General features: G+C 56.1%; 12 protein-coding genes and 1 pseudogene. 5 read left to right on the plus strand and 8 right to left on the minus strand.

All coding sequences use genetic code 11. From position 1 onward, the window contains the following. From SMC3_RS03165 to SMC3_RS03195, 7 genes and pseudogenes are all read right to left on the minus strand, one after another. Window positions 1-761: pseudogene (locus SMC3_RS03165) on the minus strand (serine--tRNA ligase); the annotation flags it as partial. Window positions 762-894: 133 nt separating this feature from the next. After that, window positions 895-2,136 (minus strand): threonine synthase, encoded by a 1,242-nt coding sequence (locus SMC3_RS03170; RefSeq protein ID WP_119089813.1) that lies wholly within the window; start codon window positions 2,134-2,136, stop codon window positions 895-897. Window positions 2,137-2,212: 76 nt separating this feature from the next. Further along, window positions 2,213-3,163, minus strand: a complete 951-nt coding sequence (gene arcC, locus SMC3_RS03175) for a carbamate kinase (protein ID WP_119087323.1) — start codon at window positions 3,161-3,163, stop codon at window positions 2,213-2,215. Window positions 3,164-3,192: 29 nt separating this feature from the next. Next, a complete protein-coding gene (locus SMC3_RS03180) occupies window positions 3,193-4,173 on the minus strand; it encodes an ornithine carbamoyltransferase (protein ID WP_119087324.1) in 981 nt (326 codons plus the stop codon). Between the two features lie 5 nt (window positions 4,174-4,178). After that, a complete protein-coding gene (locus SMC3_RS03185) occupies window positions 4,179-5,375 on the minus strand; it encodes a YgeY family selenium metabolism-linked hydrolase (protein ID WP_119089814.1) in 1,197 nt (398 codons plus the stop codon). Window positions 5,376-5,585: 210 nt separating this feature from the next. Beyond that, window positions 5,586-8,051: a transglycosylase domain-containing protein gene (locus tag SMC3_RS03190; protein ID WP_126850781.1), complete on the minus strand. Its 2,466-nt coding sequence runs from the start codon at window positions 8,049-8,051 to the stop codon at window positions 5,586-5,588. A gap of 97 nt (window positions 8,052-8,148) precedes the next feature. After that, window positions 8,149-8,652 carry a hypothetical protein gene (locus tag SMC3_RS03195; RefSeq protein WP_119087327.1) on the minus strand — a complete coding sequence of 168 codons (504 nt, stop codon included), beginning with the start codon at window positions 8,650-8,652 and terminating at the stop codon, window positions 8,149-8,151. A 205-nt stretch (window positions 8,653-8,857) separates the two neighbouring features. On the opposite strand from SMC3_RS03195, the gene SMC3_RS03200 reads away from it, so the two are divergent. From SMC3_RS03200 to hemW, 3 genes are read left to right on the plus strand one after another with little or no spacing between them, the layout of a single operon-like run. Further along, window positions 8,858-11,329, plus strand: coding sequence for an ATP-dependent Clp protease ATP-binding subunit (locus tag SMC3_RS03200; protein ID WP_119089815.1), 2,472 nt, complete (start codon window positions 8,858-8,860; stop codon window positions 11,327-11,329). Window positions 11,330-11,338: 9 nt separating this feature from the next. Further along, window positions 11,339-13,144 (plus strand): translation elongation factor 4, encoded by a 1,806-nt coding sequence (gene lepA, locus SMC3_RS03205; RefSeq protein WP_119087328.1) that lies wholly within the window; start codon window positions 11,339-11,341, stop codon window positions 13,142-13,144. Further along, window positions 13,128-14,282, plus strand: a complete 1,155-nt coding sequence (hemW, locus tag SMC3_RS03210; RefSeq protein WP_119089816.1) for a radical SAM family heme chaperone HemW — start codon at window positions 13,128-13,130, stop codon at window positions 14,280-14,282. Before lepA ends, hemW begins: the two co-directional genes overlap by 17 nt. 54 nt (window positions 14,283-14,336) lie before the next feature. Here hemW and SMC3_RS03215 read toward each other — a convergent pair whose 3' ends face one another. Then, the gene (locus tag SMC3_RS03215; protein ID WP_165846537.1) at window positions 14,337-15,395 is read right to left on the minus strand and encodes a DUF933 domain-containing protein; all 1,059 of its coding nucleotides are present in this window, start codon (window positions 15,393-15,395) and stop codon (window positions 14,337-14,339) included. Window positions 15,396-15,610: 215 nt separating this feature from the next. Here SMC3_RS03215 and SMC3_RS03220 point away from each other — a divergent pair, with 215 nt between their 5' ends. Together SMC3_RS03220 and SMC3_RS03225 are read left to right on the plus strand one after the other, a co-directional pair. Continuing rightward, window positions 15,611-16,354, plus strand: a complete 744-nt coding sequence (locus tag SMC3_RS03220) for a hypothetical protein (protein WP_119087331.1) — start codon at window positions 15,611-15,613, stop codon at window positions 16,352-16,354. 125 nt (window positions 16,355-16,479) lie between these two features. Further along, the gene (locus tag SMC3_RS03225) at window positions 16,480-17,199 is read left to right on the plus strand and encodes a G5 and 3D domain-containing protein (protein ID WP_207799649.1); all 720 of its coding nucleotides are present in this window, start codon (window positions 16,480-16,482) and stop codon (window positions 17,197-17,199) included. Window positions 17,200-17,236: the final 37 nt, after the last annotated feature.

A 17,236-nucleotide genomic window follows, 5' to 3' on the forward strand; every position in this document is an offset into this window, starting at 1 on the left:
TACTTGATGGGCAGGTCTTCTTCACGGACAATTTCGTCCCTGAGCATATTGGTCACTGGAACCTCGGCCGTCGGGTCGAGGAACAGGTCGTCGGTGTCCGTATGGTAAAGATCGTCCGCGAACTTTGGCAGTTGTCCGGTTCCCGTCATCGACTCCCGATTGACCAGATAGGGCGGGAGGATCTCCGTATAGCCCTCTTCCTGGACGTGGACGTCAATCATCCATGAGATGAGAGATCTCTCGAGCTTGGCTCCCAGTCCCTTGAGAACATAGAAGCGCGACCCGGAAATCTTTGCGCCTGCAGCAGAATCGATGATGCCCAGAGATTCCCCGATCTCCCAGTGAGGCCTCGGTACAAATGTGAAGGTTGGCTTCTCATGCCAGGTAAACACGACCGTGTTCTCTTTGTCGCTTTTCCCGATGGGGACCGACGCTTCAGGCAGGTTTGGGATGCACAGCAGCAAGGCCCGAAGGCGCGCATCGACCACCTTCACTCGGTCGTCCAATTCTGCGATGTGCGAGCCGACGTCTTTCATCTCAGCGATGGCGGCTGAAGCGTCTATTTTGGAGCGCTTGAGTGTGGCGATCTGCTCACTGGCTTCGTTGCGGAGATGCTTGAGTTCGTCCACCTTCTGGAGCAGATCTCTTCTCTCCCGGTCGACCTCGAGGATCTCGTCGACCATCTCCGGCCCTTCGTTCTTTGTTGCTATCCCGGCCTTCACGAGGTCAGGATGCTGACGAATCAGTTCCAGGCTCAGCATCGGTATCTCCTTCCTACGGCTACAGTTTTCACGTTGAATTCTAGTGTCCAGCGGCCAAAAAGCAACGCAGCCATTTGCAAAAATGATTCATGGATGGCGCCGACGGTGTCTGAGATACAGGAGACGCAGAAGATCAGAACCCTTCTGCAATCGCTTGTACCACGGCATCGATAAGCGGTGGTATTGTCATGCTGGAGCCCTTCACCTTGAGCGCATTCTGAACGTCCTTCAGCCCGTTTCCGGTGATGAGGATGGCGATGCGGTCCTCCTGGTGCAGATCACCGCTGTTGGCCAGCTTGCGCAGCGCAGCCACGGAAGCCGCAGCAGCCGGTTCAGCGAAGATACCTTCGTTCCTGCCCAGGAACCCTATGGCGTCGATGATTTCGTCATCTGAGACTGTGACCGCCAGGCCGCCACTGGACCTGATGTCGCGTACCGCCATGAGGTGGTTACGCGGAATGCCGGCCACGATGCTGTCAGCGCATGATATTGGATTCTCCAGGTAAGTGACCGGTTTACCGGAGATAACTGCGCGTGCGATCGGAGCGCAACCTTCAGCCTGGACCGCTATGAGTTGGGGCATATGGTCGATGAGTCCGAGGGTCAACAGGTCGTGGAATCCCTTTGCGACACCCGAGACGATACAGCCATCCCCAACCGGGACGATGACCTTGTCTGGTGCTTCGAAGTGCATCTGCTCGGCGACCTCGAGGGCGACAGTCTTCTTACCCTCGACCATGTAGGGGTTGAAGGCCGTGTTTCTGTTGTACCAGCCAAATCGTTCCGTTGCCTCCATGCATAGGTCGAATGCCTGGTCGTAGTTGCCATCGACAAGGAACAGATGGCTGCCGAATACTCGCAACTGTGCTATTTTTCCTGCAGGCGCGGATGCAGGCGCAAAGATGTATGCGGCGACTCCTGCATTTGCGGCAAGCCCTGCCAGACTGGAACCTGCGTTTCCCGTCGTTGCTGCTGTGATAATGTGCTCGCCAAGTTCGTCTGCCTTGGCGATGGCGATGGCGGAGGCTCTGTCTTTCAGGGAAGCCGTTGGATTGCGCCCGTCGTCTTTGAACCACACATGGGGCAGTCCTAGTTGAGGACCAACACGTTTGCTTGCATACAGCGGCGTCCAGCCGATCTGGAGTGTCAACGACGCAGGACGTCCCTCAACAGGCAGGAGCGCGAGATATCTCCACATCGAGAGGTCGCGGTCGTTCTCCAACTGTTCCCTGGTGAGGACCGTTCGGACCCGATCGTAGTCATACAGGACTTCGAGAATTCCGTCGTTGCCACAGGTGGGACAAACATAGCGGGTTGTGGAAGGGTCGTATTCACGTTCGCACTTCATGCATTTCAGCCCAAGAACTGAAGACATTATTCCTCCTTAACAGAAAGGCGGGCGAGGTTGTTGCCTCACCCGCCCAGATCATTCGTTGTTACTGCGGCTGCAGCTAGTCGCGGACGATCCTGGTGCCAGTTTCACCGGCAATAGCTCGTTCGAGTGACTCCGGGTTGGTGATAAGGGCCTCGTTTCCTCCGTGTTCCAGGAAAGCGATGGCTGCTTTGACTTTGGGCAACATGGAACCCTTTGCAAACTGACCCTGATCCATGTACGCTTTGGCCTCGCTTACCGTCATGCGATCGATGCCCTTCTGGCCAGGCTTGTTATAGTTGATGAAGACCTTCTCCACGGCAGTACTGATGACGAAAAGGTCCGCATGCAGATTGGTGGCCAGCAGACTCGTCGCGTGGTCCTTGTCGATAACAGCGGCAACACCTTTGAGGTTTCCCTCGTTATCTCTGACGACGGGGATTCCTCCTCCACCTGCAGCAATGACGACAAATCCGGCTCTGACGAGGTTCTTGACAGCATCCAGTTCGACAATCTCGATCGGCATTGGTGAAGCAACGACTCGCCGCCAGCCTCGACCTGCATCTTCCACAACGGTCCAACCATCCCTGGTCACCTTGCCATCGATTTCGTCCTTGCTGTAGAAGGATCCCACGGGCTTTGACGGATTTTTGAAGGCGGGATCATCCCGGTCGACAAGAACTTGAGTGACAATGGTGACTGCTTTCTTGGCAAGACCTCGCTTCAAGAACTCATTGTGCAATGCCTGCTGGATTTGGTACCCAATGGCGCCCTGGGTATCCGCTCCGCAGGAATCGAGAGGAACCGGGTGAAGTCCGGCTGCCTTCTCGGCAATCTCTGAACGCAGGAGGATGAAACCGACTTGTGGTCCATTGCCGTGCGTAATGACGACATCGTAGCCTTCCTGCACCATGCTGGCAATGTGTCGCGCCGTCTCGACCACGGCATCGTACTGGTCAGCAACACTTTTGTGCAACTCATCCAGGATCAGTGAGTTTCCACCAATGGCAATGACGGCTATTCTGGGCATGTCTGTTGGACTCCTGTTCTGCCTGCGTCCTACATCGTAAGGGCGAGAATGGCCTTGACGGTGTGTAATCGGTTTTCTGCCTCGTCGTACACGACGGAGTGCGGTCCGTCGATAACAGCATCGGTCACTTCAAAGTTGCGGTCGGCAGGCAGTGGGTGCATATAGATTGCATTCTTCTTGGCCAGGTTTAGGCGGCGTTCGTCGAGGATCCAGTCACTGTGCTTTTTGGCGATCTCCTGCGACTCCTTCAGATCACGGGTTGTCATGAAGCAACCCCAGGACTTGGCTTCAATGATGTCTGCGCCTTCCATGGCGGTATCCATGTCATTCGTGACCTCAAACTTGACGCCCGCTTCTTCAGCATTCTTTTGGGCTATCTCCATGGCTTCGGGCTGCAGAGCGAATTCGGGCGGGATGGCAAGTGTAACATCCATTCCGAAACGGGGCATCATCATGACGGTGCCCTGTGCGACAGCCATGGGTTTGGCATAACTGGGAGCGTAGGCCCAGGACATGACGAACTTGCGGCCTCGGATCTCATTGTGGAATTTCTCTTTGACTGTCATGACATCAGCCATCATCTGGCACGGATGGTCAAAGTCGGATTCGAGCGAGATGACCGGAATATCGGCGTATTTCGCGACGTTTGTCATGTAGTTGTGCCCGACGCCGAGGTAGATGTCATCGCGGATAGCGATCCCGTGGCCATATCGGGACAGGATAATGCCCATTTCCTTCTCCGTGTCGCCGTGAGAAATCTGCACTGCTTCTTCGGTCAGATAGTGGGCATGACCGCCAAGTTGAGTCATGGCTGCTTCGGTGGAGTTGCGCGTACGTGTCGACTTGTCGCGGAACAGCATGAAAAGTGTCTTGTCGTCAAGAAGATGATGGGGAATGCCCAAGGCTTTCTGTTTCTTGAGGTCAAACGCGACGTCAAGCAACATCTCGAGCTCTTCTGTGGTCCAATCATTGGTGGAAAGGAAATCTCTTCCCTTCATTTTGGTGTTCATAGAGTTCAAACCTCCTCGGCGAGTTTGGATGGGAGCAGGGCGTAGAAGCGTGCCGCTTCATACAGATCACTGATGCGGACATACTCATTGGCGGCGTGGGCAAGCCATTCGTCGCCGGGGCCAAAGCCGATGGAGGGAATATTAAAATGGCCCATGAAGGCGACACCATTGGTGGAGAAGATCCAGCGGGATATCCGGGGAGTCTTGCCGCGCGCTTCTGTGGCGGCGTCGACGCCGGCTTTGACCAGAGGATGATTCTCGTCGAGCACCCATGTGGGGAAATACTTCTCCTGGCAGACGTGCAGCCCAGTCCAGCTGGTATCCTCGAACTCCGTCAGCTCGACAGTTGTGTGCCCGGGATCATTGACTGCGCCACGGAACTCTGCGAGGACGGTTTCCTTTGTCTCGCCAACAGTGATACGTCGATCGATGTAGATCGTGCTCTCGTACGGGACTGAGTTGATCGAAGGTGCCTTGCTCTCGATGATACTGACGACAGCTGTGCCCTTGCCAAGGAAGGGATCATCCTTGAAGGTTGCTGTGAGTTTCTCGATATTGAGAACGGTCTGCGCCATCTTGTAGATGGCATTGTCGCCCTTATCCGGATGAGCAGCATGGGCTGACGTTCCCGTGGTCGTGATCTTGAGTTCGACGCGGCCGCGGTGTCCACGATAGACGTCGAGACTGGTCGGTTCGCAGATGACAACAAAGTCTGGTCTGAACCCTTCCTTCTCGACCATGTGGATGACAGACAATCCGTCGCAGGTTTCTTCCAGGACTGTTCCAGATATGTAGAGCGAGAACCCATCCAGAAGACCCAGTTGCTTCGCAATTGCCGCGCCATAGAGCATGGACGACATGGCTGCTTTTTCGTCGCTGGACCCTCGACCGTAGAGGAGGTCGCCATCGACGACAGCGGCAAACGGATCCACCTTCCAGTTCTCCTTATCTTCTGCCCACACCGTATCAATATGCGCGTCATAGAGGATCTTGCGGGGGCCGTTGCCCACCCGTCCGACGATGTTGCCTATGCCATCGACCTTCACTTCGTCGAAGTCAAGAGCCTCCATCTTGGACTTGATGAGCATGACCATGCCTTTTTCCTCGGTCGAATAGCTACGTGTCTTGATGATATCACGCGCAAACTCGAGAATCTCCGGTTCGTACTTGCGTACTAATATTTCAACTTCTTGATTTGTCATGGTAGTTGTTCGACTGGTGACAACCGTAGGAGGTCTGAGCGCCTTGAGGCCGCCAGGCCGATCGGAGGATCGTCGAACGCACTCCTTTCTCCTGTACTGGATAGGATCAGAAACACTGTCAGTCTACTACACATGACATCCAATGCAATCGCAGAAGTGAGCCTTTACAGATTCGCGCGGATGAAACCCCCGAGGGGAAAGGTCCAGGCGCTAAGGTTGCACCTGGACACTGGTCGCCACTTGGAAAACCGTATCAAGCGCAGCAGATCGACCCACGATCGCGATCTCCAGAGGGCCTGCCAAAGTCGGCACATAGGCCACTGTCGCGGGCAGCGATGAAGCTGAAGTGACGAGTGACCCTCCAATATACACGTCAAACGATACGGCTGCTGACCCGGCGGGCTGAGCCACGTCGAGACTGAGCGTCATCTGCTGTCCGACCTTGAACTGCTCTGGAAATGCGGTCACACTGAGTTCACCGCTCGATGTGGTCTGGTCTTGGTAGACTTCCGTAGGGACCTGATTTCGGAGCATGGTTCTGACGACGACTCTGCTATCGGGCCAGTCAGCCGGAGCCAGCTTGGTCGGATCCTCGGCCGCGAGCCGTACGGTCTGAAGAATCGGTGGATGAACCGTGCATGTCTGCGTGGGTACGTGGCTCGACAGGAAGTACGAAGAGTGCGTCAAGGATGCGGGACAGGCGTCGGTAGCGAGTAATCCTGAGGCATCACAGATTGTGCGTACCGACACTCCGTCGGGTTTGGGGCCAAAGCTTGTTTGTTTCTGAAGTTTGATGGCCTCCTGCATGTACGCTTTCCAGGTCATGGCCGGAAACCGCGAGCCTGCGTTCCGAATGGCAGACATGTCTGCTCGCGTAGCGTCATCTCCTATATGGATCACAGTGCAGAGTTCGGGAGTGAAGCCATCGTACCAGGCGTCGTGCCAATCGTTGGTGCTACCGGTTTTCCCGGCTGCCTGCAGTCCGCTGATATACGCGTTGGGTGTGTTCGCGTATACGCCTCTCATCATTGCCTGTACAAGCCAGGCGGTGGAGGTTGGTACGACCCGGGTTTCAGCGAAGTTGTGCTTCTCGATCGTCGTGCCGTCTTGTGTTTCGATGCGCCGGATTGGATAGGGCGTGATGCGGACTCCTCCATTGGCGATCGTCGAATATGCCTCGACCATTTCCAGGGGCGAGATCTCGAAGCTGCCGATGGAGAGAGACACATATGGTTTCAGGGGGGACGTGACTCCCATCTTCCGAGCATAGTAGATGACCCTGTCGAGCCCCGTCCTGAGTGTTGTCTTGGCAGCGATGATATTGGACGATTCCTTGATGGCATTGGCCACGGAGATTCGGCCAAACCATTGGTTTGTACCCAGCCATTCCGGGGGACTCCAGCCGCCAAAATCCGTGGGTTGCGAAGCGACAATCTCGGATGGGAAGGTTACGCCATTGTCGAATGCTGCGGTATAGTCGAAGAGTTTAAACGTCGACCCTGGTTGTCGAGGTGCCAGCACGCGGTTGAAGTTCGTCTCGTCGTAGTTGGTTCCGCCTACCATAGCCAGAATATACCCAGTCTTGGGGTCGACGCTCACCATGCCTACTTGGGGTTGGAAGACCCCAAGGGTATCACGGTCGCTCTCGACGAACACCTTGTCTTTCTTGGCCTGGTCCCAGACCTTCGTGACGGCTGATAGCGCCGCTGTCTGAAGCTTGGGGTCGATCGTCGTGTAGATGCGCAGCCCACCTTGATACAGCATCTCAGCGCCATATTGTTTCTCGACGATGGATTTGACGTAGTCGACGAACCACCCGATGCTTCCATAGGGAGACCGCATGCCATTCTTGAGGGTGAGCTTCTCGGCCGTTGCCGCGTCAGCTTGTTCCTGTGTCAGGTAGTGGTTGCGCACCATCTTGTCCAGCACAAGTTGCTGCTGTTGGGTGGCCAGCTTCAGGTCGACGTATGGGTTGTACGCGGACGGGGCAGGGAGAACGCCGACGATCATTGCAGCCTGAGCTGCATCAAGGTCCACTGCATGCACGCCGAAGTACCCGAGTGCTGCTGACTCGATGCCGTACAAGCCGTTGCCGAAGTACACGTAGTTGAGGTACATGTTCAGGATCTCCTCTTTCGTGTACTGCTTTTCAAGCCTGTATGCAACGATGATTTCCTTGACCTTCCGTGTTACCGTGACATCAGTGTCATGGAGAATGGCCTGACGTGCCAACTGCTGGGTAAGTGTGCTCGCGCCACGAATACCCCGCCCGAGAAGTGGATCGATAAGGAGTCCTCCTATGATGCTGCGGAAATCGACGGCTCCGTGGCTGAAGAATCGCTCGTCCTCCGAGGCGATGAGCGCTTTGATCGTGATCTCCGAAATATCTGAGAGCTGTTTGGGCAGGCGGTTCTCAGCAAAGTATACTGATGAGAGAAGGTTATCATTGCGGTCGAATACCTGGGAAGCCATTGGCGTCTGGATGAACAGCGAGCCGACAGGGGGTACCTGAGTGGAGTAGTGTGCAAAAAGGAGAACGACAAAGGCAGTCCCCGCAATTCCGATTGCCAATATCGCGACGAGAAGCCATCCGAGAACGGCCTTAAGCCGCGGACGAGCATGATGCCTGGGTGAATTGGCGTGTTCCACCGGTAAGTAAGCGTGTTCCGTGGTCAAGTGGTACCTCCTGGTTGTCGACACGGAGTGACGGTACGCAGAGTCCCGCGAAGAGCAGACATGGATGCCTGCCGTCCGATTTGGAACGTGTGCGATGCTACCGTGATGACTTAAGCGTCTCCTTGCGAGCGGCAAAGTCCTGCGAGATGACCTCGAGACGTTTACGGATGTCTTTTAACGTATCTCGACGGCCAAGGTCCTTGGGCGACTCGAACGCAGTCTCGAGTTCATCAAGACTATCGTATATCTGTGTTTCCAGTTGATAGACCCTCGACAAGAAATCAGGGTTGAGCTGTTCATCGGTGAAGAATGTCGCATCACCATATCCAAGAAACTCTATCTTGTCGCGCAGCTCATTCATTGTTCGAAGTATCTTGGAGATGTCATCGACAACCGACGTTTCTGCGTCGTTTGCCTTCTCGATGACGTCGGAAAGGATTTCCCTCAGGTCGTCCAGCTTCAACACCATGGTATCTCGCACCATCTTATCAGCAGTGCGGCGCTGGTCTTTGCTCTGATAGCCCACAAAATTCGGGATGCGAGCTGTCAGTTCTGCGAACCAGTCACGCGGTGTAATTCCTGCGTCGGCCTTGTCATCCATTGCATCCCCCTTTGCCACCAAGAGTCTACTCTGTGAATTCTACATACGGTGGCAGAACAAGTCAAACCACGATGCCGGCCTGCTCCCGCCACAGTCGGCTGTTTGACGAAAGCCATGGGCGCGGTAAACTATCTTAGAAACAGATATGCGGGGGTCCGGCCCTCCTTTGCGTCACAGGCAGTGCCGGGAACGGAGGCATTATTCCATGAACTGGGCAAACTTGACAGAACGTGCTCAAAAGGCCGTATGGATGGCACAGGAGTCGGCCAGCTCGCTGGGTAACGACTTCCTTGACACCGACCATCTCCTGATTGGTCTTGCCAAGCTGGAAGAAGGTATAGCGTATGAGGCTATGGTTGCCAGTGGTATTGATCTTCACAAACTGGTCGACTACGTTTCCGACCAGGTGCGAGGGGTTAAGCATAACAACTTCCTCGGCAGAAATGATGAGATCATCCTCACACCCAGGGCCAAGAAGGTCCTTGACCTGGCTGAACGCGAGGCTATCAACCTCGGAGACGGGTATATCTCCACGGAGCACATCTTGCTGGCGATCGTTCACGAGGGTGGCGGTGTGGGTGTTCGGAGCCTGGAGGATGAGGGTGTCGATGTTTCGAAACTCGTGAACACGGTTCTGTCACTGCGTGGCACCGAGCACACGACGGAGTCCCAGCGCCCAGGTCACCAGCCGCGGCAGCGCACCAAGACGCCGACGCTCGACCAGTACAGTCGCGATCTGACAGAGATGGCTCGTCAGGGCAAGCTCGACCCCGTCATCGGCCGTGATAAGGAGACTGAGAGGCTGCTTCAGATACTGTTGCGACGGACCAAGAACAACCCCGTTCTCATCGGTGACCCTGGCGTAGGCAAGACCGCCATCGTCGAGGGGCTGGCACGGAAAATCGTTGCGGGCGAAGTGCCTGAACTTCTCAAGAACAAACGGGTCATTTCGCTTGATATCCCAAGCCTTGTGGCGGGGACCAAATACCGTGGCGAATTCGAGGACCGGATGAAGAAGTTTCTGGCCGAGATGAAGACGGCTGGCAACACTGTCATTCTGTTCATTGATGAGTTGCACAACGTTGTGGGGGCCGGGTCTGCAGAAGGAAGTTCTATCGATGCGGCCAACATCCTCAAGCCGGCGCTGTCGAGAGGCGAGCTTCAGACGATTGGAGCGACCACACTTGGAGAGTACCACAAATATATCGAGAAGGACCCGGCGCTTGAGCGCCGATTCCAGCCGATCGTCGTCAGCGAATCCACCGTACCCGAGTCGATCGAAATCCTGAAGGGACTACGCGACAGGTATGAGGCTCACCATCAGGTAACCATTACGGATGCGGCCATCGAGGCTGCCGTCAGGCTCTCTGTGAAGTACATCACGAGCCGATTCTTGCCGGACAAGGCAGTCGATCTCATGGATGAAGCCAGCGCCAAGGTAAGGCTTGCTTCTACCGTTCCAAGTGACGAATACCGTCAACTGCAGGATGAACTTGACAAGATCGAGCGGGAGAAGGACGACGCCATTCGCAATCAGGAGTTCGAGAAGGCGGCGGGTCTGCGAGACCAGGAGCGGGACGTTCACGACAAGATCGAAACGATGAAAGGAAGCTCGTTTGTGGCATCGGCTGCACGGGAAGCAGTAGTGAGCCCGGATGACATTCGCGCTGTTGTGGCTCTGTGGACCAACATTCCAGCGGCGCGGCTTGCTGAGGATGAACGTGCAAAGCTGCTTCACCTCGAGGACGCTCTCCGAACCAGAGTCGTTGGGCAGGACCCGGCTGTGGCCCTCATGGCAGAGGCCCTGAGGCGCTCTCGTGCGGGACTCAAACATCCTACGAAGCCCATTGGGTCGTTCCTGTTCCTTGGCCCGACAGGCGTGGGGAAAACCGAACTGGCACGCGTCCTGGCCGAAGAGTTGTTTGGCAGTGAGTCATCGCTCATTCGCCTCGACATGAGCGAGTACATGGAGAAGTTTGCTGTGTCTCGCCTGGTTGGAGCCCCTCCCGGCTACGTAGGATATGAAGAGGGCGGGCAGTTGACCGAGGCCGTGAGGCGTCGCCCATTCAGCATTGTCCTGTTCGACGAGATCGAGAAAGCCCATCCAGACGTCTTCGATATTCTGCTTCAGATTATGGACGATGGACGTCTGACCGACTCGAGTGGAAGGACGATCGATTTCCGGAACGCCGTCATTATCATGACGAGCAACATCGGGGGCGGGTTCAATCGGATGGGTGGCCTCGGATTCAAGCTGCCCGGAGAGGGCGGTGAGGCAGAAGCCCACACTGCATCCATGATGGACGAACTCAAACACAGTTTCAAGCCGGAATTCCTGAACCGGGTCGACGAGATTGTCGTATTCAACCAATTGTCGGTCGAGGACATCGAGAAAATTGTAGCGATCCTGCTGAAGAGAGTGACGAAGGAGATCGAGGAGGAGGACATGCACCTCGAGTTCAGCCCTGAGCTGGTGTCATATCTTGCACGCAAGGGCTTCAACCCCGAATATGGTGCCAGGCCTCTGTTGAGGTTGATCCAGCACGAAGTTGAAAACGAACTGTCATATCGGATCCTGGAGGGTGAGTTCAAGCATGGCGATACCATTGTGGTGACGAGCGACGGCCAGAAGGTGGTCTTCGAATCAGCACGGAAAGAGCTTGTGCCAGCCCAGTAGGCTGGAATCATGAACCCGAAAAGCATACGGAACTTCTGTATCATTGCCCATATTGATCACGGCAAGTCCACGCTTGCCGACCGTTTTCTTGAGCGAGCTGGCTTCATTCTGAAAAACAAAGGTGACCAGGTCCTGGATCAGATGGACATCGAGAAGGAACGCGGCATCACGATCAAGGCACATCCCATCCGCCTGACGTATACCGGACGAGACGGTTCGCCGGTGGTGTTCAATCTGATTGATACGCCTGGCCACGTCGACTTCAACTACGAAGTTTCGCGCAGCATAGCCGCCTGCGAAGGGGCAGTACTGGTCGTCGACGCGACACAGGGTGTCGAGGCGCAGACTGTGGCCAATACGTATCTCGCGTTGAATCACAACCTCACCATCATCATCGCGGTGAACAAGATCGATCTGCCAAATGCCGACGTGGACGAGACGAAGAGGGAGATCGAGGAGATCATCGGACTTGATGCATCGGATGCGTCACTTGTCAGCGCAAAGACAGGGCTCGGGGTCGACGAGCTGCTTCGCATCATCGAAGACAAGATTCCGAGTCCTTCCGGCGATTCCGGTGCCCCCCTCAAGTGTCTCGTGTTCGACTCGCACTTTGATACCTATAAGGGCGTGGTCGTTCACATCAGGGTTTTCGAAGGGACCATCCAGAAGGGTGACCATATCCAGTTCATGGCCACCGGCAGCGAATTCGATGTCGTCGAAGTAGGGTACTTCGAGCTGACACCTGTTGTGACAGATGCCCTGACAGCCGGGGAAGTCGGTTACTTTGCCGCAGTGATCCGGGTTCCTGCCGAGGTTCATATCGGGGATACCGTGACCAGCGCGGTCCAGCCGACCGCAGAGCCCATACCGGGATACAGGCCGGTGCTTCCAATGGTTTTTGCGGGACTCTACCCTATCGATGCCAACGACTATGAGGGGCTCAAGTCATCACTGCAGCGGCTGCAGCTGAATGATGCTTCTCTCACGTTTGAACCTGAATCGTCGGGGGCTCTGGGTTTTGGATTCCGGTGCGGGTTCTCCGGACTGCTGCACCTCGAGGTCATCACAGAGCGCCTTCGCCGGGAGTACAACCAGGACATTATCGTCACCGTTCCAAATGTGCGGTATCGTGTGATCAAGCGCAATACCGGAGAGGAAGTTCTTGCTGACAGTCCTTCGAAGTTTCCCCCGTTGGGAGAGATCGAACGCATCGAGGAGCCCTTCGTCAAAGCCGAGATTGTGGTACCGCATGAAGCGATCGGAGACGTCATGGAACTCACCAACAAGCGCAGGGGCATCTATATCAACATGTCCTATCCCGAGAGCCGGCGAGCGGTTCTGGAATATGAACTCCCGTTGTCGGAGATCATCACGGATTTCTTCGATCGGCTCAAGTCGATCACGAAGGGGTATGGAACGCTTGACTACGAGCTGGCAGGGTATCGCAAGGAACGGCTCGCCAAGGTTGATGTGCTGGTCAACGGAACGCCTGTCGACGCACTCTCGTTCATCGCCCACGAAGATGAAGTTCAGCACATCGCAAGGTCGATGCTGCAGCGGCTGCGCAAGTATGTTCCCCGGCAGATGTACGAAGTTGCGTTACAAGCCGCAATCGGTGGAAAGATTGTAGCGCGTGAGAACATTGTCCAGTTGCGCAAGGACGTCCTTGCCAAGTGTTATGGTGGAGACGTCACGCGAAAACGAAAGCTTCTGGAGAAACAGAAAGAGGGCAAGAAGAAGATGAAACAAATCGGCAAGGTGAGCATCCCCCAGGAGGCGTTTCTCTCCATTCTCAAGCGTGAGTCGGACGACTAGACCGGTCGGCATCTACGTCCACATTCCCTTCTGTCGCAGAAGATGCAACTACTGTGACTTCCTGTCGACCGGAGGTGCAACGGGTGTTCCCGACGAGTATGTGGACGCGTTGCTTTCCGAGTGGGGCCTGTGGGCTGAGACATTGCGCCGGCAGGACCTCAGTCTGCAGTCCATCTACGTCGGCGGTGGTACACCTTCCCTGCTGGAGCCTCTGCAACTTCGGCGGCTGATCGACGGGGTGAGCTCTCCTGTGCCGGCAATGCCGGATTGCGAGATCACCATGGAAAGCAATCCGGACAGCCTCGATGTTGAGAGAATCCGAGGCTACGTCGGCGCGGGTATCAACCGCTTGAGTGTTGGAGTCCAGAGCTTCAGCGATTGCTCGCTGGAGAGACTGGGGCGCCTGCATGATTCGGCAGGGGCCGACCGCGCACTTCGGCAGGCGCGGGAGGCGGGGATTCATAACCTGTCTGTGGATCTCATGTATGGACTTCCCGGTTCCTTGCCTGGTGAAGAGATTGCTTCGCTGAGACACGCCATTGAGCTTTCTCCGGAGCACATCTCCTGGTACAACCTGACTCTGGCTGCCGGCACCCCGCTGGCCACGTCCATCGCTGAAGGTCATGAAGTCATGCCAGACGACGACACGGTTCTGGCTACGATGCGGGAGGGATGGAGTCTGCTTGCGAAAAGCGGATTTGAGCACTACGAGATCTCCAATTTCGCCCGTTCGGGTTTCATCTCGCACCACAATCTCGGCTACTGGCTGTTCACTGACTACGTTGGTCTCGGTCTGGGAGCGTCTGGATTCGTGTCAGGTAGAAGATGGACGAACGTCAGCGACATGGCAGCATACCTCGCGGCCGTTCTGAACGGCAGGCTTCCCGTTGATAGTGAAGAACAGCTCGAGGGTCGTCTCCGGGAAGGTGAGTATGCCATGCTGCGCATGCGCTTGCCGGGGGCCGGCCTCGATTTTGCGACCTTCGGCGACCTGTTTCGAGAAGATGCCCGTGTCGTATTTCGTGACGTTCTTGCCCGGCTCATGGGCGATGGACTCATCAGCGTTCTGAAGGACAGAGCTGTATGCACACAGAAGGGCCTCGAACTGAACAACCTCGTGGCCGAGGCCTTCATCTGAGAAAAGCGAAAGCCCCGGCCACGAGGGCCGGGGTTGACCGCGAAGATCGTCCCCTTAGCGTGAAACGTTGAACCGGAAGTGGGCGATTTCCTTGTTCTTCACGACGTAGTTCTCACCTTCTATGCGCAACAGTCCCTTCTCCTTGGCAACCTTGAAGGAGTTGTCGGCTTTGCGGAAGTCATCCAGCGAGATGACTTCCGCTGCAATGAATCCACGGGCGATATCCGTGTGGATCTTGCCTGCAGCACCCCGGGCACGGGTGCCGGCCTCGATGACCCAGGCCTTGCACTCGTCTTCTCCCGCAGTGTAGAAGGTCTCGAGTTTGAGCAGCTGATATGCTCTGCCGATGAACGTATCGATGACCGATCCGGACAGACCAAATTCCTGAAGGAACTCGAGTTGTTCGGCCGCAGGCAGTTCGGCAATCTCGCGTTCCAGTTTTGCATCCAGCACCATGGCCGTTGCGTCCACCTGGTCGTCAGCAGCCGTAAGGGCAGCCTCGAGGTTTCTGGCCGCGGTCTCGTCTGTCATCGTGATGTTGATGACATGCATGACCGGCTTCAGCGTGATGAACGCATAGGAGGTGAGAAGGCTCTTGTCTTCATCAGACAGACCGAGGCTGCGCAGCCCCTTTCCTCCCGAAAGGCATGACTGGGCACTCGAGAGGAGGTCCCGTTCGCGTTCGAGCACGGGCGTCATCTTTTCCTTCTTCATGCGCTCGAGCCGGTGTTCCACGATCTCCAGGTCTACCAGGGCAAGGTCCAGTTCGAAATTCTCTATCTGGTCCCTGAGGTTTGTGGCAGAGGGCACCTGCGTGAATGCGTCAAATACCTCGACCAGCGCCTCGACATTCTTCACGTCCTTCAGCAACTCGTTGCGTCGGGAGGCGTTTTCCTGACCAGACGGTATACCTGGTACATCAGCGAACTCGACGCTTGCCGGCGTAGTCTTCTTGGGTTTGAAGACGCTGGCCAGATAATCCAGATCAGTGTCGGCTACGCCGACAGCCGCAAGGTTCGTCTTGGACTGTGATACCTGTGTGGTTCCTCTGGTCAGTGCTCCGAACAGCGTGGTCTTGCCCGTTTGAGGCAGACCGATTATTCCAATCTTCATTTGGCAACTCCTTCTCACGTACTCGTTCATGCTTGTGGGCTCTTGTCCAGTATACTTGCGTCATAACTATGTTTCAAAGATCGCGAGGCAAAGGGCTTCGTGGAACAGTGGGAACCCGGTCAGTACGAGCTGTCGACCACGTTCCTCCTGCAGGCAGGCGATTGACATCGTGAGACTGACATTATACACTGTCGGCCCTGGAGACAACCTATCAGATGAAGATTAAGACTGTACGTGGAGCGCTGCGTGCTGTGCAGCGCAAGATAGTCGCAGGTCACGGGGAGACGGTGACGTATTCCAGTGAGCTCGACAAGACCTATGGTTTGCTTGCGACGGACAAGGCGTGGTACATTACGCGTCTGCTCCGTGACGAGGATTATGTCGACTTCGGGGGTCTTTTCCCCGAGTTCGCTAAGCAGATTGGCTGGACGCGAGGAGTAAGGCTCGCCAGACAGGGCCTTTCTGCGGCTATCGGCGCCACTCGAAAACTACCGAGACATGGCACGGCATCGAGCATCCTGGTGTTTGTGGACGAACATGGAAGGTTCCTCCAGATCGGTCCTGCGACGTTGATGGGGTTCTGTGAGTACATGGGACTGACGACCGGTCGTGGCAACAGCTGGTATGCTTTTCCGACGATCATCCTGAGCCCTGTATTTGGCAGCGAGCGCGACACAGACGAACGGGCGGCGCTGCAACGAGCGTCTCTTATCTCTCAGGTCAACAGCACCGAAGCCGACGAGGACACACGCAAAGAGTACTTCGTCGATGCCGTCGTCCAGCTTGGCCAGCCAGATAATCAAGCTGTACTGGACTCGCCCGTCTCAGCAGGGGTTCCGACAACCTCGTTCGACCAGTTCGATTTCGCGGGCGACGGCGCCGTACTTTCCGTCCTCAGCGAGATCAACCGAAACCTGACTCGCATACGCGAGTTGCTGGAGAAGACCTCATCGAAGTAAGGACCGGTCGTACGAGGCATCTGACCGTCGCTGTGATAGCCATCATCTCCGGAGCATTGCTCCTGTCGAGTCGATTGCCCTCGTCGATGAATCTTCTGAGGCTTCCGGCGGTCCAGGCGGCGTCCATGGATGCTGTGCAGATCGCCAGTGAGGCAGGTATAGTTCTCGCTTCGGGAGCAGCTGTAGAGGTGGAGGGTACGGGCGGCGGCGTAGAATTGGTGACGCCCGATCAGCAGATGATTCGAGTGTTGCAGGATGGGTCGACATGGCATATGCCGCGAACCGTCGGTCCAGTGAGACTTGTTCAGACATGCGAGAGAACGATAGCAGTGCGCGAACGCGTCCCATATGACATTCGGTACGTGCCTGAGCAGTCGGCAGCCAGAGGGCAGGTGGTCGTGTGGAAGCCTGGCACGGGTGGCGTGCGCGAGCGTATATATCGCCTCCTCTACGTGGATGGTACGCTGGTATCGCGAGTCCTGGTTTCCGACTCCTTGCTCAAACTACCGGCTGATGACGCACTGGCTGTCGGAAAGTCTGTCTATCGCGGTGGAGCGACGAATGAGTTCTACATGGAGGCCACCGCCTATTCGCCGACGGTTCAGGAGACGGATGGCAATCCGTGGATGACGGCCTCAGGAATGAAGTCTGGACGTGGCGTGGTGGCAGTCGACCCGAAGGTCATACCGCTTGGCAGCAAGCTCTATGTGGAAGGCTACGGGTACGCCATAGCCGGCGACACGGGCGGTGCCATCAAGGGCGACCGCATCGATGTGTTCTTCTACTCGTCTGGCGAGACAGCGAGATGGGGAAGGCGCTGGGCTCGTGTGTTCGTTCTACCGTGACGAGGAGGAAGCCCACAATATGAACACGCTCACCCCA

This window comes from Candidatus Cryosericum hinesii, from assembly GCF_003570985.1.
GTDB classification, from domain to species: domain Bacteria; phylum Caldisericota; class Caldisericia; order Cryosericales; family Cryosericaceae; genus Cryosericum; species Cryosericum hinesii.

Coding starts and splice junctions, on each gene's coding strand:
- SMC3_RS03170 (WP_119089813.1), bottom strand. CDS start 2,136: ATGTCTTCAGTTCTTGGGCTGAAATGCATGAAGTGCGAACGTGAATAC.
- arcC (WP_119087323.1), bottom strand. CDS start 3,163: ATGCCCAGAATAGCCGTCATTGCCATTGGTGGAAACTCACTGATCCTG.
- SMC3_RS03180 (WP_119087324.1), bottom strand. CDS start 4,173: ATGAACACCAAAATGAAGGGAAGAGATTTCCTTTCCACCAATGATTGG.
- SMC3_RS03185 (WP_119089814.1), bottom strand. CDS start 5,375: ATGACAAATCAAGAAGTTGAAATATTAGTACGCAAGTACGAACCGGAG.
- SMC3_RS03195 (WP_119087327.1), bottom strand. CDS start 8,652: ATGGATGACAAGGCCGACGCAGGAATTACACCGCGTGACTGGTTCGCA.
- SMC3_RS03200 (WP_119089815.1), top strand. CDS start 8,858: ATGAACTGGGCAAACTTGACAGAACGTGCTCAAAAGGCCGTATGGATG.
- lepA (WP_119087328.1), top strand. CDS start 11,339: ATGAACCCGAAAAGCATACGGAACTTCTGTATCATTGCCCATATTGAT.
- SMC3_RS03215 (WP_165846537.1), bottom strand. CDS start 15,395: ATGAAGATTGGAATAATCGGTCTGCCTCAAACGGGCAAGACCACGCTG.
- SMC3_RS03220 (WP_119087331.1), top strand. CDS start 15,611: ATGAAGATTAAGACTGTACGTGGAGCGCTGCGTGCTGTGCAGCGCAAG.
- SMC3_RS03225 (WP_207799649.1), top strand. CDS start 16,480: ATGGATGCTGTGCAGATCGCCAGTGAGGCAGGTATAGTTCTCGCTTCG.